The organism is Micromonospora lupini (assembly GCF_026342015.1).
Taxonomy (GTDB): domain Bacteria; phylum Actinomycetota; class Actinomycetes; order Mycobacteriales; family Micromonosporaceae; genus Micromonospora; species Micromonospora lupini_B.
Genome location: NZ_JAPENL010000001.1, coordinates 921,549 through 941,811 on the forward strand (window position 1 = coordinate 921,549; position 20,263 = coordinate 941,811).

19 protein-coding genes are annotated in these 20,263 nt (G+C 72.8%); 7 read left to right on the forward strand and 12 right to left on the reverse strand.

All coding sequences use genetic code 11. From position 1 onward, the window contains the following. The first annotated feature begins 106 nt into the window (after positions 1 to 106). Positions 107 to 1,333 carry an SLC13 family permease gene (locus OOJ91_RS04290; RefSeq protein WP_266242707.1) on the forward strand — a complete coding sequence of 409 codons (1,227 nt, stop codon included), beginning with the start codon at positions 107 to 109 and terminating at the stop codon, positions 1,331 to 1,333. A gap of 6 nt (positions 1,334 to 1,339) precedes the next feature. Here OOJ91_RS04290 and OOJ91_RS04295 read toward each other — a convergent pair whose 3' ends face one another. Then, positions 1,340 to 1,816: a DUF1203 domain-containing protein gene (locus OOJ91_RS04295; protein WP_266242709.1), complete on the reverse strand. Its 477-nt coding sequence runs from the start codon at positions 1,814 to 1,816 to the stop codon at positions 1,340 to 1,342. Between the two features lie 149 nt (positions 1,817 to 1,965). On the opposite strand from OOJ91_RS04295, the gene OOJ91_RS04300 reads away from it, so the two are divergent. The 4 genes from OOJ91_RS04300 to OOJ91_RS04315 are packed head-to-tail and all read left to right on the forward strand — an operon-like array spanning position 1,966 to position 4,801. Further along, entirely contained in the window at positions 1,966 to 2,121 is a 156-nt protein-coding gene (locus OOJ91_RS04300) for a lasso RiPP family leader peptide-containing protein (RefSeq protein ID WP_266242711.1), read from the forward strand. A gap of 28 nt (positions 2,122 to 2,149) precedes the next feature. Further along, positions 2,150 to 2,764: an ABC transporter ATP-binding protein gene (locus OOJ91_RS04305; RefSeq protein ID WP_266242713.1), complete on the forward strand. Its 615-nt coding sequence runs from the start codon at positions 2,150 to 2,152 to the stop codon at positions 2,762 to 2,764. Next, complete coding sequence (locus tag OOJ91_RS04310) at positions 2,761 to 3,630, forward strand: ABC transporter permease (RefSeq protein WP_266242716.1); 870 nt, start codon at positions 2,761 to 2,763, stop codon at positions 3,628 to 3,630. Before OOJ91_RS04305 ends, OOJ91_RS04310 begins: the two co-directional genes overlap by 4 nt. Positions 3,631 to 3,637: 7 nt before the next feature. Next, positions 3,638 to 4,801, forward strand: a complete 1,164-nt coding sequence (locus OOJ91_RS04315) for an asparagine synthase-related protein (protein WP_266242718.1) — start codon at positions 3,638 to 3,640, stop codon at positions 4,799 to 4,801. A gap of 14 nt (positions 4,802 to 4,815) precedes the next feature. Here the strand turns inward: OOJ91_RS04315 and OOJ91_RS04320 are convergent, their stop codons facing one another. The 6 genes from OOJ91_RS04320 to OOJ91_RS04345 form a co-directional block, all read right to left on the reverse strand. After that, a complete protein-coding gene (locus OOJ91_RS04320; protein WP_266245254.1) occupies positions 4,816 to 5,733 on the reverse strand; it encodes a nucleotidyltransferase family protein in 918 nt (305 codons plus the stop codon). Between the two features lie 5 nt (positions 5,734 to 5,738). Then, entirely contained in the window at positions 5,739 to 6,584 is an 846-nt protein-coding gene (locus OOJ91_RS04325; protein WP_266242720.1) for a hypothetical protein, read from the reverse strand. 98 nt (positions 6,585 to 6,682) lie between these two features. Next, positions 6,683 to 9,376, reverse strand: a complete 2,694-nt coding sequence (locus tag OOJ91_RS04330; protein WP_266242722.1) for a fibronectin type III domain-containing protein — start codon at positions 9,374 to 9,376, stop codon at positions 6,683 to 6,685. A 300-nt stretch (positions 9,377 to 9,676) separates the two neighbouring features. Then, positions 9,677 to 10,507, reverse strand: coding sequence for a MerR family transcriptional regulator (locus tag OOJ91_RS04335; protein WP_266242724.1), 831 nt, complete (start codon positions 10,505 to 10,507; stop codon positions 9,677 to 9,679). A 56-nt stretch (positions 10,508 to 10,563) separates the two neighbouring features. After that, entirely contained in the window at positions 10,564 to 12,153 is a 1,590-nt protein-coding gene (locus OOJ91_RS04340) for an asparagine synthetase B family protein (RefSeq protein WP_266242726.1), read from the reverse strand. Positions 12,154 to 12,157: 4 nt separating this feature from the next. Continuing rightward, positions 12,158 to 13,126 (reverse strand): hypothetical protein, encoded by a 969-nt coding sequence (locus tag OOJ91_RS04345; RefSeq protein WP_266242729.1) that lies wholly within the window; start codon positions 13,124 to 13,126, stop codon positions 12,158 to 12,160. Positions 13,127 to 13,409: 283 nt separating this feature from the next. Here OOJ91_RS04345 and OOJ91_RS04350 point away from each other — a divergent pair, with 283 nt between their 5' ends. Beyond that, positions 13,410 to 15,632, forward strand: coding sequence for a family 43 glycosylhydrolase (locus tag OOJ91_RS04350; RefSeq protein WP_266242732.1), 2,223 nt, complete (start codon positions 13,410 to 13,412; stop codon positions 15,630 to 15,632). Positions 15,633 to 15,873: 241 nt separating this feature from the next. Here the strand turns inward: OOJ91_RS04350 and OOJ91_RS04355 are convergent, their stop codons facing one another. The 3 genes from OOJ91_RS04355 to OOJ91_RS04365 form a co-directional block, all read right to left on the reverse strand. Next, the gene (locus tag OOJ91_RS04355) at positions 15,874 to 16,332 is read right to left on the reverse strand and encodes a hypothetical protein (RefSeq protein ID WP_266242735.1); all 459 of its coding nucleotides are present in this window, start codon (positions 16,330 to 16,332) and stop codon (positions 15,874 to 15,876) included. Between the two features lie 268 nt (positions 16,333 to 16,600). Beyond that, the gene (locus tag OOJ91_RS04360) at positions 16,601 to 17,143 is read right to left on the reverse strand and encodes a 2'-5' RNA ligase family protein (RefSeq protein WP_266242738.1); all 543 of its coding nucleotides are present in this window, start codon (positions 17,141 to 17,143) and stop codon (positions 16,601 to 16,603) included. Positions 17,144 to 17,334: 191 nt separating this feature from the next. Next, a complete protein-coding gene (locus OOJ91_RS04365) occupies positions 17,335 to 17,451 on the reverse strand; it encodes a twin-arginine translocase TatA/TatE family subunit (protein ID WP_266242740.1) in 117 nt (38 codons plus the stop codon). Positions 17,452 to 17,634: 183 nt separating this feature from the next. Between OOJ91_RS04365 and OOJ91_RS04370 the strand changes: the two genes are divergently transcribed. Further along, positions 17,635 to 18,246, forward strand: coding sequence for a DinB family protein (locus tag OOJ91_RS04370; RefSeq protein WP_266242742.1), 612 nt, complete (start codon positions 17,635 to 17,637; stop codon positions 18,244 to 18,246). 205 nt (positions 18,247 to 18,451) lie between these two features. Here OOJ91_RS04370 and OOJ91_RS04375 read toward each other — a convergent pair whose 3' ends face one another. Together OOJ91_RS04375 and OOJ91_RS04380 are read right to left on the reverse strand one after the other, a co-directional pair. Further along, a complete protein-coding gene (locus tag OOJ91_RS04375; RefSeq protein ID WP_266245255.1) occupies positions 18,452 to 19,057 on the reverse strand; it encodes a response regulator transcription factor in 606 nt (201 codons plus the stop codon). After that, on the reverse strand, positions 19,054 to 20,208 hold the full coding sequence (locus tag OOJ91_RS04380; RefSeq protein WP_266242744.1) for a histidine kinase: 1,155 nt from the start codon (positions 20,206 to 20,208) through the stop codon (positions 19,054 to 19,056). Before OOJ91_RS04380 ends, OOJ91_RS04375 begins: the two co-directional genes overlap by 4 nt. Between the last annotated feature and the right edge of the window lie 55 nt (positions 20,209 to 20,263).

The following is a 20,263-nucleotide window of genomic DNA, read 5'->3' on the forward strand; positions in this document are numbered from 1 at the left end:
CCCGGACCAGGCCCGCCGCCCCGATCGGGGGGCGCCACGGTGGGGCCGGTCACCTGAGCGGGGGTTGGCGATCGGCCGGCCGGCCCCTGTGCCAACGTGGTCAGATGTGAAGTCTGCCGCCGGCACGCCGCCGGCCCCGCCCGAACCGACCGCGCGCTGGCGTCCCCACCCGCTCGACGTGGTGGCGGTCGTCCTCGCGGTGGCCGGTGCGGCCTGCGCGCTGAGCGGGCTACTGTCCCGCGCCGAGACCACTGCCACCCTGCACCGCATCCTGCCGCTGCTGCTCTTCCTCGGCACCGTGATCGTGCTGGCCGAGCTGACCGCCGTGGCGGGCGTCTTCGACGTGCTGGCCAGCCGGCTCGCCATCGCCTCCCGGGGCCGCTGGGCGGCGCTGTTCCTGCTCTGCGGCGGCCTCGCCACGGTGACCACCCTCGTGCTCAACCTCGACACGACTGCCGTGCTGCTCACCCCGGTGCTGCTCGCGCTGGCCCGCGGCCTGCGCGTCCCGGCCGGACCGCTCGCGGTCACCACGGTCTGGCTGGCGAACACCGCAAGCCTGCTGCTGCCGGTGTCCAACCTGACGAACCTGCTGGCCGCCGACCGGGTCGGGCTCACGCCACTGGCGTACGCCGAACGGATGGCGCTGCCGCAGCTCGCCGCCGTGACGGTGACCATGGTGCTGCTCTGGTACTGCTGGTGGCGGCGGGAACGACCGGCCGGCGGACGCTTCGTCCCGCCGGCCCCACACGTGCCGGCCGACCCGGTGCTGCACCGCGTCGCGCTCGCCGGCTGCCTACTCTTCGTCGCCGGCATCCTCGCCGGGGTGGAGATCGGGCTCGCCTCAAGCGTCGCGCTCGCGCTGGTGCTGCTCGGCTTCGTGGTCCGCTCCCCCACCACGCTGCGGGCCGGGTTGGTGCCCGTACGGCTGCTGCTCTTCGTCGTCGGCCTGTTCCTGGTGGTGCAGACCCTCGGCCGGCACGGGCTGGACGACCTGGTCGCCGACCTGGTCGGCGCCGACGGCGGTGCGGCCGGCGCGCTGCGCGCCGGCGGCACGGGGGCGCTGCTGGCCAACGCGGTGAACAACCTGCCGGCCTACCTGGCCGGTGAGGCGGTGCTGCCCGGCGCCGACCACACCCGCCTGCTGGCCCTGCTGATCGGCACGAACGTCGGCCCACTCGCCGCGCCGTGGGCGTCGCTCGCCACCCTGCTCTGGTTCGAACGGTGCCGGGCGGCCGGGGTGGCGGTGCCGGTACGACGGTTCGTGCTGACCAGCACCCTGCTCGCCGTCGCCGGCACGCTCGCCGCGGTCGGCGCGCTGCTGCTGGTCAGCTGAGGGCCGTCAGCCGGCGGCCCGCTCCACGATGAACATGAAGCAGCCGTAGACCACGTTGCGGCTGTGTAGCTGGCGCACCCGCGGGTCGGCGAACAGCTCCGCGATCACCGCCTCCGGGTCGGTGCCGTCGTGCAGCCGGCCGCCGCAGATCCGTCCCTGCCGGTCGTACGCCCGCAGCACCTGGGGACGCCCCCGCCAGGCCGGCGGGTGGCCACCGGCGTGGTCCGGGCCCGGGCAGGCGGCGGCGTGCGCGAAGACCGGCCCGATCTCCCGGTACGCGGCGGCGTCGATCGGTGGGGCGTAGCCGAACAGCAGCAGCGCCTCCCCCGCCTCGGCGTCGCGCAGGCAACAGCGCAGCGGTTCCCCGCCGCCGGCCAGGCACGCTTCGACGGGGTGGCCTGCGGCGTCGCGGCCGGTACGACGGACGAGGTCGAGGGCCGAGGCCGGTACGGCGTGGACGCGGAAGGTGGCGGTGGTCGTCATGCGTCCAGCCTGGTCCGGTGGCGGCGGCGATGCTGGCGGCGATCGGACCTGGCGCTGGTGCGCGTTTTCGGCCTTGTCGTCGTGTTGTCGCCATACTGTGCCGGATGACCGTTTATCCTGGTCAGGACCCATACGAGTAGGGAGTACCCATGACAGCGCACCGCGAGCTGGAGACCACCGAGACGGCAGTGCCGGACTACCGGCCGCCGACGATCCGGCGCCTCGGCACCCTCGCCGAGCTGACCAAGGGCGGCACGGTGGGCCCGGACGACGGGCTGGGCGGCGGAGGCGACGGCTCGCTCTGACCGGTCCTCGGCAGTGGGAACACCGCCGATGCTCACCGTCCGTCGGGCCCAGCGTCGGTTCGGCCGTCGGGTGATCTTCACGGACCTCGACCTCGACGTGGCCTCGGGCGCGCGCGTCTTTCTGGGCGGCAGCAACGGATCCGGCAAGACCACATTGCTGCGGTGCCTGTCCGGCACGCTGACCCTCAGCGCCGGGCAGGCCACCGTCGGCGGCCACCCCGTCGGATCGCTGCCCGCGAGACGTCTGACAGGTGTGTGTCTCGCACCCGAGCAGGGCCTGTACGAGAAACTGTCGGCGCGGGAGAATCTGGCCCTCGTCGCCCGGCTCCGCCTGCCCCGGCGGGCCGTCGCCCCGGCCGTCGCCGGCCTTGAGCAGGAACTCGACCTGACCGGCTACGCCACAGTTCCGGTGGAGCGCTGTTCGGCGGGAATGCGGGCCCGGGTGAGCATCGCGCGGGCCCTCGTGGGCGCGCCCGCCCTGCTGCTGCTCGACGAGCCCAGCCGGTCGCTCGACGACCCCTCCCGGCTGCTGCTCTGGCAGGCGCTGGACCGGCGACCCGAGCTGACCTGCGTGATCGCCTCGCACCACGCCGACGACCGACGCCGGTGCGGGACCGCCCTGACGCTCGCGGCGGCGGCATGACGCCGACCGCCGCCACCGCCACCCGCGCCAGCGGCCGCCGGGCGGGCGGAGCCGGCGGGAGGGGTGGGGCCACCGCGGTAGGCATGGTCCTCGCGCTGGTCCGTCGCGATCTCGGCGACCCGCGTCAGTTTCGGCTGCCGCTGCTGTTGGACGTCGCCTTCGGCGTCGTGAACCTTGTCGTCTTCCTGTTCATCTCCCGGGTGCTGACGCCTGCCACCGGCACCGACCTGACCCGCTCGCCCAGCTACTTCGACTTCGTGGCTGTCGGCATCACCTTCCTGCTCGTCCTGCAGGCGGCCAGCACCCAACTGACCGGCCGTGTGATCCGGGAACAGCGCAGTGGAACCCTTGAGCTGCTGGCGGCGCAGCCCGTCCCGGTTCCCGCGCTGGCCATCGGGACCGCGGGCTACCCGTTCCTGTTCGTGCTGCTGCGCTCCGGCGTCTACCTGGCGATCCTCGCCACGGTGCTCGGCCTGCGCACCGAACACGCCGACTGGTGGGGTGTGACTGTGGTGCTTGTCGCCGGCAGCGCGGCCATGATGGGCGTCGGTATCGTGCTGGCGGCGTTCACCATCGCGGTCGGGCACGGCGACGGCGCCGCCCGGCTCGTCGTCGTCGGGCTGTCCTTCGTGTCCGGCACGTACTTCCCGGTGTCCGAGCTTCCCGGCCCACTGCCGGCGCTGACCGCGGTGCTGCCCAGCCGGATCGCCCTGGACGGCCTGCGCGCCGCCCTCACCGGTGGTCACTGGACGTGGTCGGCCGGAGCGCTGCTCGGGGCCACCGCGCTGCTGCTGCCGGCATCGAGTTGGGCCTTCGGCCGGGCGCTGCGCGTCGCCGCGCGCCGGGGCGCCCTGAAACGCGATTGAGGTGACAGTGCTCCGTCCGACCTCGTTCGACATCGCCACCGGAACGGTGCTGGGTGTCGCCCCGGTATCGCCGCGTCGACCCACGCCGACCGGCCTGCCGGGCCCGCTCGGTGCGCTCGACGCGGCAGTGCTGCCCGGCCTGGCCCGGCCGCCATGCCTGGTCAGCTTCTCCGGCGGGTTGGACTCGTCGCTGGTCCTGGCGGTCGCCGTCCGCGCCGCCCGCCGGGAGGGCCTGCCCGACCCGGTGCCGGTCACCTGGCGGTTCGCCGGGGCGCCCCGGGCCAACGAGTCCGACTGGCAGGAACGGGTGATCCGGGCGCTGCGGCTCGACGGTTCCTGGCAGATCCTGCGGGCCGACGACGAGCTGGATCTGGTGGGGCCTGTCGCCCGCCGACTGCTGCGCCGCTACGGGGTGGTCCATCCGGTAAACCTGCACCTGCACCTACCCCTCGCCGAGCTGGCCGGCGGCGGCTCGCTGCTCACCGGGGGCGGCGGGGACCAGATCCTGGCCGGGTGGCGCCGTCCACAGGCGACCTCGCTGCGCGCCCGCCTGTGGTGGCTGCGCCACGACGTGCGGACGCGGCAGGGGCCGGTGGAGCAGTTCGGGTGGCTGCGCCCGGAGGTGGCCCGCGACGTGCAGCGGGCGTACCGGGCCGAGGAACGCGCCGAGCCGCGCCTGCTGCGACACCGGATCGCCTGGCACGCCCGCCGTCGAGACCTGCTGCTGACCTGCTCGGCGCTGTCCCGAATGGCGGGCGATCATCAGGCCGTGGCGATCCAGCCGCTGCTCGACGAGGGGTTCCTGGCCGCGGTGGCCCACTCCGGCGGCGACCGGCGGGGGGTGGGGCGAGATGCCCTGCTCGCGGAGATCGTCGGGGACGCCCTGCCGGCCGAGGTCATCGCACCGCGCCGCAAGGCACGGTTCCGTGAGGTGTTCCTCCGGGAGCCGACGCGGGAGTTCGTCCGTACGTGGGACGGCGCCGGCGCCGACACCGACCTGGTGGACCCGGACCGGCTGCGGGACCTCTGGTCGCGCTGGCCGATCCCCGGCGGCACTGCCAGCCTGGTGCAACAGCTCTGGCTGGCCGCGTACCCCGCCGAGCGGGCGGGCGGCACCGGGCCCACGAATCCGCCCACGGGGTCCGACGTCGGCGTGGAGGTGCGGCCCTGACGCAGGGAGGCCGGTCAGCCGCGGTTGCGGCGTCGCGCCTCGCGCACCTCGGCAAGCGTGCCAGGGAGCCGGCCGGCGTTGCGGGCCAGCCGGGTGAGGTGCGCTACCAGCAGCCCGGCCCGGCCGCGCCGGGCCAGCGGACTGGCGTGGCGCATCGACGCCGGCGTCGGGAACAGGCGCGGGCCGAGGTGCCGCAACCGGCCGCGCAGCGTGGGCAGCTCGGCGAGCTGGGCCAGCGCCACCGCGCCGGGCGACGCGCGGTGGGCCCGCAGCCACAGCGCCGCCGAGCGGTGCCCGGGCAGGGCCAGCGTGGCGGCCAGGGCAGCGCCGGCCGGGATCAGCCGCAGGCCGAGCGCGAACGACGCGACGGCCCCGGTCCTCTCGGCGAGGTCGGCCGCCGCCCGCCAGGTCTCGGTGGGGAAGACCTCCACGGCCCGCGTCAGGTCGGCACGCGGTCGGTCGGACAACCCCGGCGCGGCGGCGTGCAGCGCCACCAGCAGAGCCGCTCCCGCCTCGTCGGGTACGGCGAGCGTGCCGCCGGCAAGCGCGATGCGCTCCGCCGAGGCGGACAGCACCGTCCAGAGCGCGTCGGGGTCGCTCACCCCGTGGAAGCCGCGATGCAGGTCGACGGTGCGCGGCAGCGGGCCGGGCAGCAGCCACGGTCGCTCGTACCAGTGCGAACGGTGGTCGGGGCGACCCTCGGGGAGGGCGCTGCGGCAGCCGAGGTCGGCAAGTGCCGCCTGCGCCCGGTCGAACGACGCCGGGGCGACAAGCAGGTCGACGTCGGTGTAGACGCGGTGCCGCTCCTGGCCCAGCCGCCGGGCCAGCCCTGGGCCCTTGAGCAGGACGGTGTCGACGCCGCGCTCGGCCAGCGCCGCGCTGAGGGTCACGGCGGCCGTGTCGAGGCTCAGGCAGCGCACCGCCTCCGACATGCCGGTCACCGGGCCGACCCCACGGCCCGGCCGGCGGCGATCGTCTCGGCGACCAACCGGTGGGTGTCGTCGAGGACGGCCCAGTCGCGTGGTCGGGTGAGGTCCCATCCCGGCAGAGCCGCGATCGACAGCAGCGCCACCGGATCGGACGGCAACTCGCCGAACGACCGCAGGCCGGCGAGCCGGGCCAGCAGGACCGTCTGCGGCAGCCGGGTCAGGCCCACCGCGGCGCCCCAGCGCAGGAACAGCCAGCCACCGAGCGGGACGCGAGGCGCGATCGGGGGCAGCCCGACCCGCAGCCGGTCACCGGCGCGCACCCGCCGGGTGGGCAGCGTGACCCCCGGCACGGGCTGCCGCAGGTCGACGCAGCGCGGGCCGGCGAACGCGGCGACGCCGTCGGTCACGAGGATGTCGTCGGCCAGCACCGGCACACTCCGCGCGGCCAGGGCCGCGAGCAGGCTGCTCTTTCCTGCGGTACGCGGGCCGAGCACCGCCCAGGCGCGACCGGCCAGGACGAAGGCGCCACTGTGGAACGCCTCCCGCCCGGCCCACCTGTTGACTGTGGTCGCCACCGGCGCGAGGTAGGGGTGGGCCAGGACGTCCGGGGTGAGCGGCGGGCCGTAGAAGGTCGCGGTGCCGTGCTCCCGGTCGACGGCGAGGGTACGCCCGTCCGCGAGGACTCTCGTGCCCCGCCGGTCGTCCAACGGCACCGGCGGTGGTGGGGGTGTGTCGCACTGGCGGATCCGTACCGCGGGCCAGCCGGGTGCGGCGGCGTCGGCGGGCGGGAGGTCGGCGACCTCGTCCAACCCGTGCACCCGCAGCCCGTAGGCCGCTCGACCGGATGTGGGCATGGTTCCCCCGTTCATGCGCTGGTCAACGACCTTTGGCGGTGCGACGGTGCGGGTGGCGCTCGTGGTGACGCGCCACCCGCACCCTCATCTTTTGAACGTCAGCGCAGCGTGCCGCGCTCGACTGTCAGCTTCTGCGACTCCTTCAGCCGCTCGGCTTCCGCCGCGCGCTGCTTGGCCGCCTTCTCGCCCTTCGCCGACGCCGCGACAGTGGGGACGACGCCCCCGCCGAGCGCGTCCACGTCGTACGCAAGCCACCACGATCCGGGTGTGTCCACCGCGAGGGTCAGCGCGATGTGGATCGACGCGCCCGGCGCGAGCCCACCCAGGTCGATGGGGATCGTCAGGGTGGTGCCCAGCCCTCCGCCCGGCGGGCTGGTCGCCGGCGTGTCCATGGACAGGTTGCGCACCAGCAGCGTCCGGCCGTCGCTGATGGTTATCGAGGTGGTCGCGTTGGTCGGGTTGACCAACCGCAGGTTGGAGTGCACCTGCGGCGACGACCCACCGGGGTACGGTGCGCCGTTCTCCGCGCTCAGCGACGTGATCCGGATGCGGGCCTGGGTGATCGGCGCGGACGACCTGTTGGTGAGCGTCCGCCGGATCACCAGGCTGGTCGCGGTGCGGACCCGGTTCGGCGGGGCCGACACGGCCACGTTCGGGTCGAACAGCGTCGACTGCACCGCCGCGTTCTGCTGGTAGGTGCCGAGCGTGTTCTGCGGTGAGGGACTACCGAGGGTGGACGGTACCCCGTTGATCGGCCCGATCACGGTGGCGACCAGCCGGAAGTCGGCCACGTTGTTGGCGGTGTCCTTCAGGTTGCCCCCGATGCGCAGACGGTTCCAGGCGTAGGGGACGAACGGCGGCGAGTTGAAGGCGGGCAGGGGCGGACCCTCGGAGAAGCCCGCCGTCGACCCGGCCCGGTCGGTGACCGTGTGCGCCGCGTCCGGTGCGACGAGCCGGAAACCGCCCTGACCGAGGCTGGGGACGATGAGGTCGGGTTGGATGTTGAACAGGGAGTAGTTGGTGGCCGCGATCAGGTAGCCCCGCTTGGGCGGCAGCGGCCGCGCGCTGCCCGGGATGGTGATGGACAGTCCGCCGGGCGCCTCGACCTTGAACCCGGCGATCGGCAGGTTGATCGCCGTGCCGTTGACGATCGAGACGAACTGGTCGGCGATGCCGCTGATGCCGGACTGCGCGAACTGGTCGATGACCACTTGGCGCGGTGCGGCCGAGACCTCGATGGCGACCTCGTTGGACACCGCCTCGCCGAGCGGCCCGGTCCCGTCGTACTGCGCCCGGAACTGGTTGTGCCCGAACGCCGGCACGTAGACCTGGAAGGTGGCCACGTTCAGGTTCAGCGGGAAGGTGCCCAGTGGGGTCTCCACCCCGTTTGGCAGTTCGTCGATGAGGGTGACGCTGCCCTCGGCGACGCCGGGGCCGACGATGACCTGGAACTGCACCGAGCTGCCGAAGTTGATGGCATTTGTGGACACGCTCAGCGTGGCCACGCTCTTGGGCTGGATCAGGATCCGGATCGCCCGGTTGGCGGCGAAGCCGTTGGCGTCGGTCACCCGGACCGTCGACGGGTACGCGCCGACAGTTGTCGGCCGGCCGGACAGCAGGCCGGTCGTCGGTTCGAGGGTCAGGCCGGGCGGAAGCGTCCCGGAGGGCAGGGACCAGGTGAACGGCCCGGTGCCGCCGATCACGTTGAGCTGCTCGGAGTAGGGCGCGTCGACCTCACCGAGTGGCGGCGCCGGGAAGCTCAGGATCGGCGCCTTGTTGACCACCAGGGTGATCAGCCTGGTGCCGGTCTCGCCGTCCGCGTCGACGACCCGGATCACCACCGGGTAGACGCCCGCGGTGGTCGGCACGCCGGAGATGCCGTTGGTGACGGGATTGAGCGAGATGCCGGGCGGCAGGGTGCCCGAGTCGACGCTCCAGGTGTAGGGCGGCACGCCGTGCGTGATGTTCAGGGTGGCGGTGTACGCGATGCCGACCGTCGCGTCGTTCGGGTGGTCGAACAGCAGCGTCGGCGAGACGTTGGCGATCACCTCGTCCGAAAGGACGGACTCGGGGCCGACGCCCTCGGCGGTGCGGGCCGCCACCGTGAACCGGTAGGCGGTGGTGGGGAACAGGCCGGTGACCGTGTTGGTGGTGGACGCCCCGAAGGTCTGGGCCGGCTGCCGTACGCCGTTGACCCAGGGGGTGACGATGTAGTTGGTGATCGGTGACCCGCCGTTCGGGCCGGGCTTCCAGCTAATCAGTGCCGTGGCGGTGTCGGCGGTGACCGCGATGATGGTCGGCGCGCCCGGCAACGCCATGATCTTGGCACCCTTGGACGCCTTGCTGGCCGGGCCGGTGCCCTCGGCGTTCTTCGCGGCGACGGTGAAGGTGTAGGTGCCCTTCGCGGTCAGACCCTCGACCTTCTGGCTGGTCTTCGACGCGTCGAAGGTCGCCGTCTTCACCTTCTTGGCGTTGCGGTAGGCGGTGACCACGTAGCCGGTGAGGGCCGAGCCGCGGTCGGCCGGCGCCTTCCAGTGCACAGTCGCGGTGCCGGCCCGCCAGGACGCGGTGGGCGTCGCCGGAGCGGCAGGTGGTTGCGCCGGGGCGGCTGCCACGGCGACCCGCTCCAGTGCGGCGGCCGGCGCGGTGACCGGCGCGGACGCGGTTGTGGGTGTGCGACTCGGGGCACGGGCCGAGGCTGCCGTCGGGGCGACGAGCAGGCTGACGAGCAGCGCCAGGATTGCGGCGCACGCGGTGACGACCCGTGGACGGGCGCGGAGCAGTGGGGACATCGATGTTCTCCCTCTCCGGGGGACGAGGCCCACAACGGATGGAGGAAGAAGGCGGGCGACCGGATCTGTCCACGGTGGCCACGCGCCTGGTGCCCCCGGCCGCAGGGCGACTGGTGAAATCGACCGTCACTCGCGAAATGACTTTCGCGTATTGAGCGACGCATCTCTATTTCAGTTTTACCAGTTTTCCCAGCTCAGGGGCCATATGTGTGGTGGGAAAATCTACCCGTGGACGCGGGGCTGTCCAAAACCCGACTGCCGTACGCGCCGTCAGATAGACGGCGCGACGGCAGCCTGCGGTCAGGCGCGGTCGACGGTGAGCTGGAGTTCGGTGACGCCCTGCTCCGGGGAGTCCTGGCAGTACTCCAGGTACACCTCGCGGGCGAATCCGTCGGTGCGGTAGCCGTTCGCCTCGATCCAGCGGGCGAGCACCTCGATGCTCTGCTCGACGTCGTCCATCGCGCCATGGTGGACGATCGTCGCGGCGGTGCCCACCGCGGGCAGCTCGCGTACCACCAGGTCGGGGCCTGCCGAGACGCCGGCGCCGACGGTCACCCCGGCGTGCACGACTACCTCGTCGCCGTCGTCGTCGGCGGCGGGTTCGTACCAGGCGATGGCCGGGCCTGTCGGCGTGATCCCGGTCTCGGCCAGCCGGCGGAACAGCTCCGGGTAGAGCGGCTGGATCACCGGACCGATGTCCTGGCTCTGGTAGCTGGGCGCGACGGCGGTCAGCTCCGCGACGCGAACCGGCGCGATCTCCTTGAGTACGACGTCCTGGGTGGTCATCCGACCCTCCGATTCGATCATGCGGAGCCTCGCCTCGACGGCCGCGAGCCGGGCAGTGTCGGCGGCCAGTTGCGCGGTCAGCTGGCTGCGACGCAACCGCAGCATGCCCCGCAACTCGGCCACGTCGACGGCGTCGTCCAGGATCGCCCGCACCTGGTCCAGGGTGAGACCCAGGTCCTTGAGGGCGATCACCCGGTTGAGCCGACGCAGCTGGTCCGCCCGGTAGGAGCGGTAGCCGCTGTGCGCGTCGACGCTTGCCGGGCGGAGCAGGCCGATGCTGTCGTAGTGGCGCAGCATCCGCACCGACACGCGGCCCAGTCGGGCGAAGTCTCCGATGGTGAACATGGTCCCCTCACGCTCGTCCCTGACACGGTGTCAGAGTCAAGCGTGTTCGAGAGGGTTCAGCGGCGGGGCGGGCGCGGGCCGACCAGCCGGCGGACCATCGGCGCGGCGTTCCACTTCGCCGCCCCGACCAGGTCGCGGGCGTGTTCCAGGACCGTGTAGTCGGGCCGGTTCATCCCGTCGGCGATGGCCCGGTCCAGGTCGTTGCCGCAGCGGCTCAGGACGGTGTCGAAGTCCCGGCGGACCGGTTCCAGCAGGTCGTAGCCGAACGACCTGTGCATCCGGGCGAAGAGCGGCTTGTAGAGCCGGACCCGTTCGTGCAGCCCGGTGGAGTACGACATGGGGTTCTTCGGCCGGCGCAGGACGTAGTCGGGCAGCACGTCGGCGAACGCCCGCCGCACGATCCATTTCTCCTGGCCGTCGCGCACCTTCAGGTCCAGGGGCAGCCGCATCGCCAACTCCACCACGCTGAGGTCGAGGAACGGCACCCGCGCCTCCACGCCGTGCGCCATGGCGGTCCGGTCGACCCGCTGCAACTCCGTACGACAGAGGTTGCGGATGCGGTGCAGGAACAGCCGGCGCGACGCGATCGGGTCGACCTGGCGGTACATGGGGTACCCGCCGAACAGCTCGTCGGAGCCGTCGCCGGTGAGCACCACCTTGACGCCCAGGTCGCGCAGTCGCCGGAAGATCGGCACCGAGACGACGGCGTTGATGATGTCGCCGTACTCGGTCAGCTCGGAGATCCGGATGGCCTCGCGCACGTCGGCCAGCCGGATGTCGCGGGGGCGCAGCTCGACCACCACGTGCGGCACGTCGAGGTCGGCGGCGAGCCGCCGGGCGTACGCCACGTCGGGGCTGTCCGGCACGCCGACGGTCACGGCGACGCAGTCCGGGTGGATGTCGCGCACCTGCCGCAGCGTCAACGAGCTGTCCAGCCCGCCGGAGAGCACCACCCCGACGGTCAGGTCGGTCTCCACACGCATCCGGATGGCGTCGGTCAGGGCGGCCCGGACGAGCACTGTGGCCTCGTCCGGGTCGTCGATGACCGGCAGACCCGCGCCGATGGTGAGCAGGTCGACGTACGGGCGCAGCCGCACCGGCCCGTCCGGCTCGGCCCAGCCGTGGTGTCCGGGCGGCACCTCGGCGACCGGGGCGTGGTGCCCGACGAGCGCCTTCACCTCGGAGGCGAGGTACAGGCAGCCGGGTCGCCGGGACCAGTACAGCGGTTTCACCCCGAGCGGGTCGCGGGCCAGGTACGCCCGGCCGGTGGCGCGTTCGACGATCGCGAAGGCGTACTCGCCGCGCAGCCGCGTCACGGCTGACTCGCCCCACTGTTGGAACGCGGCCAGCAGCACCTCGGTGTCGCTGTCGGTGCGAAACACCAGCCCGAGCCGGGTGAGCTGCGCGCGCAACTCCCGGTGGTTGAAGATCTCGCCGTTGAAGCAGAGCAGCCAGCGCTCGTCGGTCGAGGTCCAGGGCTGCACCGCCCGGTCCCGGTCGACGACGCGCAGCCGACGGGTGCCGGCGAGCAGCCCCCGCTCGGAGCGGGTCTCGGTGACCTCGCCGCGCGGGGCGAGGACGGCGAGCATCCGCCGGAAGGTCGCCGGGTCGGCCTCGGGGCCGAGGCTCAACGCGATGCCGCACACGGGCTCAGACCCCCATCTCGGCCTCGTACGCCCGGCGCAGACGCCGCCGGGCGGTGGGTGCGAGACACAGGTGCCAGGCCTGCCCCTCGTCGATCACGTTCAGCTCGCCGGCGTTCTGGCGGGCCAGCAGCAGCTCCGCGAGGGTGTCGCGCGCGCCGAACCGGTCGAACCAGGTCAGCTCGACGTCTGCCGAGTAGCCGAGGCAGTGTCCGCTGGGCAGCATCGCGGCGTAGCCCAGGCGGCGCAGCCGGTACTGGTGCTCGGTGCTGCGCACGAGGCTTGTCACCCACAGCGGCGGCGTGGCCGGCGGCGCGGCTGCGGCGAACTCGCGGCCCAGCTCGTTGAGCAGGGCCACCACCTCCCGGCGGGCCCGACGGAACAGCAGGCCGGCGGTGTGCGGGCTCGCGTCGGGGCGCAGTCGCCGACGCAGTCCGCGCACGGCGCGGCCCAGGACGGTGGCGGGTTGCTCCTGGTACCGGAAGCGCAGCAGGTCCCGGCGGCGCAGCCACTCCAGGTCGACGAGGTCGGTGCTGCAGTTCACCTGGTCGTCGGTGACGAAGATCGGGGCGTCCTGCCACCACAGCACGTCGATGCGGGAGAGCAGGTAGATCCGTACCAGCGCGGTGAGGTCCCGCGCGGAGGTGCGCTCGTTCGGCTGGTAGCGGGCCATCTCCAGCAGCAGCGTCTCGCGCGCGCCGAGCAGGCCCTGCGGGGTGGCGTCGAGCACGGCCGCCAGGGCCGGCTCACGCAGCCGTTCGTCGATGAGCACCTGCCGGGCCCGGGTGCTTGTGGCGTCGGCCAGGGCCCCCACCTCGACCAGCAGGTCGGCCACGGCCGCCCGGTAGGCGGCGAGGTCGGGCGCGGCGGTGGCCGGCCGGCGGGCGGTGGCGCTGGGTGGCCGGCGGCGGGCGGGGGCGGTGGGCGACGCGGGCGGTCCGGGCTGCTGGCCCGGACTACGGCTGGGCACTCGCATGACGGGGTCCCTTCTCCGGTCACGGCGCTGGGTGGATCGCCCTGAACACACCGTAATCATCGGGACCGGGCACAGACCGAACAATCCTCCGATTCACCCCGGAAGGGCGCTCCCGCGTGGGGACGCCCTCGACGGGAGCCGGAGGCGAGGGGTGGCCCTGTGGAGCTGATGCCGTCGGTGCATCAGCTCCGCAGCGCACCGAGCGCCCAGCACTCTTTACAACGTTGTATCTAACGTTGTAAGAACGGAGGGCACACCGCCCACTCCCCCGAGGCAGGTCCACATGCGACATCTCCGCCGCGGCGGCGCGCTCGCCGCCGCGTTCGGTCTGCTCCTGGCCGTGCCCCCGTCCACGTCGGCCGCCGGATCCGACGGCCCGTCCCGCTACCGCAACCCGGTCTCCGTCGGTGTCGGCGACACCTTCGCCGACCCGGTCGTCGTCCGGGGCGACGACGGCCTCTGGTACGCCTACGGCACCACCGACCCGCTGCACGAGGGCGAGGGCGTGTTCCACCGGGTGCCCACCGCCCGCTCGGCCGACCTGGTCGACTGGACGTACGTCGGCGACGCGTTCGGCCCCGACCAGCGCCCGTCCTACGCGGCGCCCGGCGCGGCGTACTGGGCGCCCGACGTGCGCCGCCTGGGCGACCGCTGGGTCATGTACGTGACGGTCACCGACACCACAGTCTCCACCGAGGGCAACGACTACGCCATCGGCGCGGCCACCGCCCCCACTCCGACCGGGCCGTGGACCTTCGCCGACGAGCCGGTCGTCGCCCCGCGCCCCGGCGGCGGTGGCGGCTGGCTGTGGACCATCGACCCGAGCCAGTTCACCGACGTCGACGGCCGCAGCTACCTCTACTACGGCAGCTACTACGGCGGCATCTCGGTCACCGAACTCAGCCCGGACGGGCTGCGCGCGGTCGGCACGCCGACGCCGGTGGCGATCGACAACAAGTTCGAGGGCAGCTACGTGCTGCGCCACGACGGTTGGTACTACCTGTTCGCGTCCACGGCGAACTGCTGCGCCGGCCCGGCCACCGGCTACTCCGTCCAGGTCGGTCGTGCGCGCAGCCCCCGCGGCCCGTTCACCGACCGCGAGGGCGTCGCCCTGACCGCGTCCCGGGCGGGCGGCACGCCGGTGCTCACCCAGAACGGCAACCGCTGGATCGGCACCGGTCACAACGGGTTCCTCACCGACCTGTCCGGTCAGGACTGGATGGTCTACCACGCCCTCGACCGCGCCGACCCGTACCTCGACGAGCCCTTCGGCATCAACGAGCGGCCGATGCTGCTCGACCGGCTGGACTGGATCGACGGCTGGCCGGCGGTGAACGCCGGCGCCGGCCCGTCCGAGGGCACCCGGCCCGCACCTGTCACGACCGGTCGCGTCGACGAGCGCTTCGACACGGCGAGCCTCGCCGGCTGGCAGCGCGCCGGCCAGTGGCGGGTCGCCGACGGCAGGCTCGACGGCAGCGGCACGCTCACCAGCCGTACCACAGTGGGTCCGGACGTGCGCGCGGAGGCCGACCTGCGGTTCACCGGCGCGACAAGCGCCGGGGTCACCCTCGGTGACCGGGTCGAGGCCCGGGTGGACGCGACAGCCGGCCGGCTGGTCGCCCGCGACGGCCGCCGCCAGGCCAGCACGCCGCTACCCGCCGGGCTCGACCTGGGCAACCGACACAACCTGGCCATCGAGGTACGCGGACAGCAGCTCACCGCCGAGCTGAGCCCCGCCCGCCTCGGTGACCAACTCGCCGTGGTGTCGCTGCGGCTGGACCGCCCGGTCGCCGGCCGACCCGGGTTGACTGCCGGCGGCGGCACGGCCGAGTTCGACAACGTCAGCGTGGCGCGGCTGTACCAACAGGCGAAGCGGGCCGTGCCCGAGCCCCGGGTCGGCCCACGCCTCACCGCGTACTCCGACGAGTTCGGCGACGGGCTCGACGACCGCTGGCAGTGGGTGCGCGCGGACCCGGCGGCAACAGTCGTCGGCGGGGCGCTGCGCTGGCCCGTGCAGTCCGCCGACCTGACCGGCACCGGCAACACGGCGGGCGTGCTGCTGCGCGATGCCCCGAGCGGCGACTACGTCGCCGAGACGAAGCTGACGTTGGACCTGGGAGAGGAGACCGTCCGCAACTACCAGCAGGCCGGCCTGGTCGCCTACGTCGACGACGACCGGTTCGCCCGGCTGGCCCAGGTGGCGATCTGGAACACCCGGCAGGTCGAGTACGGCTACGAGCTGCCCTTCGCCGGCCAGCCCGTGTACGGCGGCAGCATCGTCGGCACGCCGGCCACCATCACCTGGCTCCGGTTGGCGCACCACATCGACCGGGCCACCGGGGAGCACGAGTTCCGGGCCGGGTCCAGCCGCGACGGACGTACCTGGACGTGGGGTGCGGTGTGGACGTTCCCGGCCGACACCACCCCCCGGATCGGGCTCGTCGCGCACGGCGGCGCCGACCCGGCGGTCACCGCGGAGTTCGACTACCTGCGCTTCTACCGCTGATCCCGGGGGGTTCCGGACGGCCCGGGGGCGCCGGGGCGGCGATGGCGGCGGGAGCAGCTAGCCGAGTAATTCCTCAGCCTGGCTGGGGCGGTGGGCGCAGCCGGCGGCCGGCGGTGACAGTCGGTGTCCTCCGTGGGGGCGGACGCGGTCGTCAGCGGTATACCTCAGAGTCATATTCATACCTCTGAGGTATACCGCTCACCAGCACATCGACACGACAGGCAGCCACCGGAAGCACGGCCTAGGCGAGCGCCACGACGAGGCCCACCACCGTGGCGGCGACGGTCAGCCCGCCGACCAGGTAGATCCAGCCGGCGTTGAGCCCGACCCCCTTGCCCTCGATCTTGTCGAGTCGACTGGCCAGATCGGCGATCTGCCTGGCGTGGCCGTCCCGCACCACCTCGAACTCGACCCTCGCGATGAAGGTCTTTGTCTGGTCGGAGAGGGTCTGCCGGAACTCGTTGACACTTTCGAAGCGTTTCTCGGTGGCGGCCTCCGCCTTGGTGACCGCCTTGTCGGCCGACACAAGGGCCATCCCGACCTGCGCCGCCTGCGCATCGATCTTGGTGGTGAGGTTCACCAGCTTGGCGTCGATCAACCGTTCGAGGGCATTGAGACGCTGCTCCATCCGCCACTCCACCACGTGCTGCAGGTCCTCGGCCGAGTCGAGGCTCCGCGGGGTCGGCTGTTCGCTGTTCACTGTCACAGCTCCTTCCTTCCGACCGCACGGTCCAACCCGTCGAACCAGTGCCGGCGGGCGGAAGAAGCAGTCCCGTCAACGCCTCGACGGCCCGGAAGAATGCATGTGCGCTCAGGTCAACGCGAAACGAGAACAGCATCCACGCCGCGACGCTGAGGCACGCCCACCATAAGCCGTACAGCGAACAAAAGACCAGGTCAGCGCCGGTATGCGACAGCACCGACTCCCGCAACACCTCCATCGCGCGGCTGAACGTCGTGGCTGCCCCTCACCACTTTTCGGCCATCCGCCCAGGCTGTTGGCGGGTCAGTGGGGTCACCGTCCGGCCCGTGCCGTCGTAGCTGCGAGCCGCGTCGAACGAGCCCGTCGGGCGCTGGCCACCGGTCACGGCGCGGGCCAGCCGCAGGTCCGCGTCGCGGAACCGCAGCGCCAGGCTGAGGTGCGGCACCCACGCTCCCGGGGCGTGCCAGGGGCGCTGCCCCGCGGCCTCGGCGAGGACGTCCCAGACCGCGGCGTGCAGCGCGGTCAGCGCCGGTGTGGGTCGCACGAGCCAGACCAGCGGGGCGCTGCCGTCGAGGACGACGACCCGGTCGAGCGTGACAGGCACCGGCAGCGCGGCGTCGAGCACCTCGACCAGGCGGTGTTCGACGCCTGCCGGAAACTCGTCGACGGCGGCAAGGGTGAGATGAGGCCGGTTTGTCGGATGGATGTTGCGGGCGAGGCTGGGCAACCTGGCGGCCGCCAACCGACTCCAGGCCGTCCGGATCGCGGTGTCCAACCCGGCTGAGCAGACCAGTTCCACCGTACGCACCCCGACACGCTAGCGGGAACGCGTCACCGACCCCGGCGGTACGGGGTGACTGGCCCCGCCACCGCACTGAGAATCAGGCAGCCCACCACCGCCGTGAGGCAGTATCTGGTCAACTGGCGACGTTGATCTTCACGGCGAGGCCTGGCGCCGACCGACGGAGATCAGCTTCCGGAGAGCAGGAGGACGTCGGATCAGCGCCGCTCGTCAAGGCGGTTGCGCAGAGACCTGCCAGCTCCCCGCGCTCGGCGGGGCAGCCAGATCGCGCCGATCACCAGCAGGACGATCACAAGGATGAGCAACCAGCGCATCACGACCTCCGTGTCCGGGGACGCCTCACCACGTCCCAGGTGCAGGGCTGCTTGCCCCGCCGCCGGTCTCCGTCAAACCAGTCCAGAGCAGATCGCCGACGGCTGCCCGGTGCACCGACCCGAGGCCGGCCTGAGCGCTGACGGGCTTGAGGCAGTCGTGGGCACGTGGCAGGCTCACGATCCGTGATCGACGACTTTGCGAAGACGTACCTGCACAGCGATCTGCGGGATATACGCGAGGCGGTCCTCTGGAAACTCGAAGGGCTCGACGAGTACGACATCCGCCGTCCCCTGACCTCGACCGGCACCAATCTTCTCGGCCTGGTCAAACACCTGTCGGCTTGGGAGGCCCGATACTTCGGTGAAGTCTTCGGGCGGCCGTTTCCTGAACCACTGGCCCGCTGGGACGACACCGACGCCAATGACCACGACATGTGGGCCACCGAGCACGAGATTCGCGAGGAGATCATCGGCCACTACCGCCGCGTGTGGGCCCACTCGGACGCGACGATCGACGCCCTTCCCCTCGATGCGACCGGCCACGTGCCCTGGTGGCCACGCCCGCAGGTCACGCTGTTCGCCATCATGGTGCACATTCTCACCGAGACGAGCCGGCATGCCGGACACGCCGACATCCTGCGCGAACAGCTCGACGGTTCGACAGGGATAGCGGTCTGGGATCCCAACGCTCAGCGCGACCCGGCCATCGGGGCAGCCCGACGTGCGCAGATCGAACGGGCCGCCCGGGCAGCCGCTGGCCCTACGCACCGTGAAGCGTGGTCGGAGAGCCGGTGACCGTCGCCCTCATCGGCTGACACTGCCCAGACCGAAGGCGGGCACATCCAGTGGAGGTGCGATACGTGGCCCGGGCGAGTAAGTCCGAACTGCTGGTGAGCGACTCCATCTCGGCGACGTGGCGGTATCCACGGCCCGGAACAGCCCCACATCGGCGACCTGGAGTGGATCAAGGCCCCGGAGACAAAAGAGGACAGTCGAAGGGTCATAGCCAGCCGCTGTCGCGGGCGGTACGCACCGCTTCGGCCCGGTCCGTCGCGCCGAGCTTCTGCACGGCCGCGGACAGGTGGTTGCGGACGGTGCCGGTGGACAGGTGCACCCGGCGGGCGATCACCGCGACCGGTGCGCCGAACTCGGCCAGCCGCAACGTCTCCAGTTCCCGAGGGGTCAGCGGGCACGGCGGCAGGGTCAGCGCGTCGGCGGCCAGCGATGGGTCCACGTACCGGCCGCCGGCGTGCACCCGCCGGATCACGTCGGCGAGCGCGCTACCCGGCGCTCCCTTGGGCAGGAATCCTCGCGCGCCGGCGGTCAGCGCCTGCCGCAGGTGGCCCGGCCGGCCGTGTCCGGTGAGGACCACCACCGCGCAGTCGGGTCGGACGCGGGTCAGCTCGGCGGCCACCGCGATGCCGTCCAGGCCGGGCATCTCCAGGTCCACGACTGCCACGTCCGGGCGGTGCGCGAGCGTCGCGGTGACCGCCGAGGGCCCGTCCGCGGCCTGGGCCACGACGTCGATGTCCGGTTCCAGGTCGAGCAGCGCGGCGACGGCGACCCGGATCAGGTCCTCGTCGTCGGCGAGCAGGACGCGGATCACGACGGCCACGGAACGGTGATGTCGAGTGTGAACACCGCGTCCTCACGGTGCACCCGCAGCTCGCCTCCGACCGCGGCGATCCGGTCGGCGACGCCGCGCAGGCCGTGGCTGTGTTCGTCCGGGCCCCGGTCGTCGGCGCCGTCGTTGGTGACAGTCATTCTGGCCACGCTGCCCTCCCGGTCGATGTGGATGCGACACCATTGGGCCTGGCTGTGCCTCAGCACGTTGGTGCCCGCCTCGCGCAGCACCGCCGCCAGCTCGGTGGCGGCCGACTGTGGCAGGTCGACAGGTGGTGGCTGCACGGTGCAGCGCACCCCGCAGGATCGCAGCACCCCCGCGACGGCGGCCAACTGCTCACCGAGGTCGACCGCGCGGTACCCGTGGACGGTCTCGCGGACCTCGGCCAGGGCGGAGGCAGCGAGTCGCTGCGTCTCGGCGGCTTCCCGGCCGGCCCGCTCCGGGTCGACAGGCGCCAGTCGGGCGGCGAGTTCGGCTTTCCACGCGATCACGGTGAGGTGGTGCCCCAGCACGTCGTGCACGTCACGGGCGAAGCGCAGCCGCTCCTCGGCGGCGGCCAGTCGAGCCTGGGCGGCCTGGCCCTGCCGGGCCTCCACGAGCAGACCCCAGAACCAGACCTGGAACCAGTTGACCGCCGCCACGCCCACCCCGATCCCGCCCGTCACGGCCAGGTTCCGGCCCACGGAGCCACCGGTCCACCAGGCCACGGCCGCCGACACGAGCAGGGTGCCCGCGGTGACCGCCAGTGCGCCCGGGAGGCGGACCAGTAACGGGGCCATCCCCACCAGGGCGGCCCCGATCCAGGCCCAGGTGGGCCAGACACCGGCCGCGACCGGGGCGACCAGCGGCACGGTCAGCGCCGCCACGACGATCAGACCGAGTTGGGCGCGGAGTCGCCACCGCTGCGCGAGCCACGGGGTGACCGCCGCGTACAGCACTGCGGTCTGCGCGACCACGAACGCGAGGATGCCGACCGCGCCGAGCGCGACGCGGCTGCGGTCCGGCTCCCGGGTCAGGCCGACCGCGGGCAGCAGCACAGTCGCCCACACACCTGTGGCCAGCGACAGCAGCGTCGCCTGCCGGGCCCTGTGCAGCCGGCGGTCCGCCCGGGATGTCACCGCCTCGCTCGCCACGCGTCGATCCTAGGGCCGGCCCGCGCACGGCCCACCCGTGCGAGTTGTCACGGTC

Excerpts from the sequence above, each read along its gene's own strand:
- OOJ91_RS04295 (WP_266242709.1), bottom strand. The coding sequence starts at position 1,816 with ATGACGACCACCGCCACCTTCCGCGTCCACGCCGTACCGGCCTCGGCC.
- OOJ91_RS04300 (WP_266242711.1), top strand. The coding sequence starts at position 1,966 with ATGACAGCGCACCGCGAGCTGGAGACCACCGAGACGGCAGTGCCGGAC.
- OOJ91_RS04305 (WP_266242713.1), top strand. The coding sequence starts at position 2,150 with ATGCTCACCGTCCGTCGGGCCCAGCGTCGGTTCGGCCGTCGGGTGATC.
- OOJ91_RS04310 (WP_266242716.1), top strand. The coding sequence starts at position 2,761 with ATGACGCCGACCGCCGCCACCGCCACCCGCGCCAGCGGCCGCCGGGCG.
- OOJ91_RS04320 (WP_266245254.1), bottom strand. The coding sequence starts at position 5,733 with ATGTCGGAGGCGGTGCGCTGCCTGAGCCTCGACACGGCCGCCGTGACC.
- OOJ91_RS04325 (WP_266242720.1), bottom strand. The coding sequence starts at position 6,584 with ATGCCCACATCCGGTCGAGCGGCCTACGGGCTGCGGGTGCACGGGTTG.
- OOJ91_RS04330 (WP_266242722.1), bottom strand. The coding sequence starts at position 9,376 with ATGTCCCCACTGCTCCGCGCCCGTCCACGGGTCGTCACCGCGTGCGCC.
- OOJ91_RS04335 (WP_266242724.1), bottom strand. The coding sequence starts at position 10,507 with ATGTTCACCATCGGAGACTTCGCCCGACTGGGCCGCGTGTCGGTGCGG.
- OOJ91_RS04345 (WP_266242729.1), bottom strand. The coding sequence starts at position 13,126 with ATGCGAGTGCCCAGCCGTAGTCCGGGCCAGCAGCCCGGACCGCCCGCG.
- OOJ91_RS04350 (WP_266242732.1), top strand. The coding sequence starts at position 13,410 with ATGCGACATCTCCGCCGCGGCGGCGCGCTCGCCGCCGCGTTCGGTCTG.
- OOJ91_RS04365 (WP_266242740.1), bottom strand. The coding sequence starts at position 17,451 with ATGCGCTGGTTGCTCATCCTTGTGATCGTCCTGCTGGTGATCGGCGCG.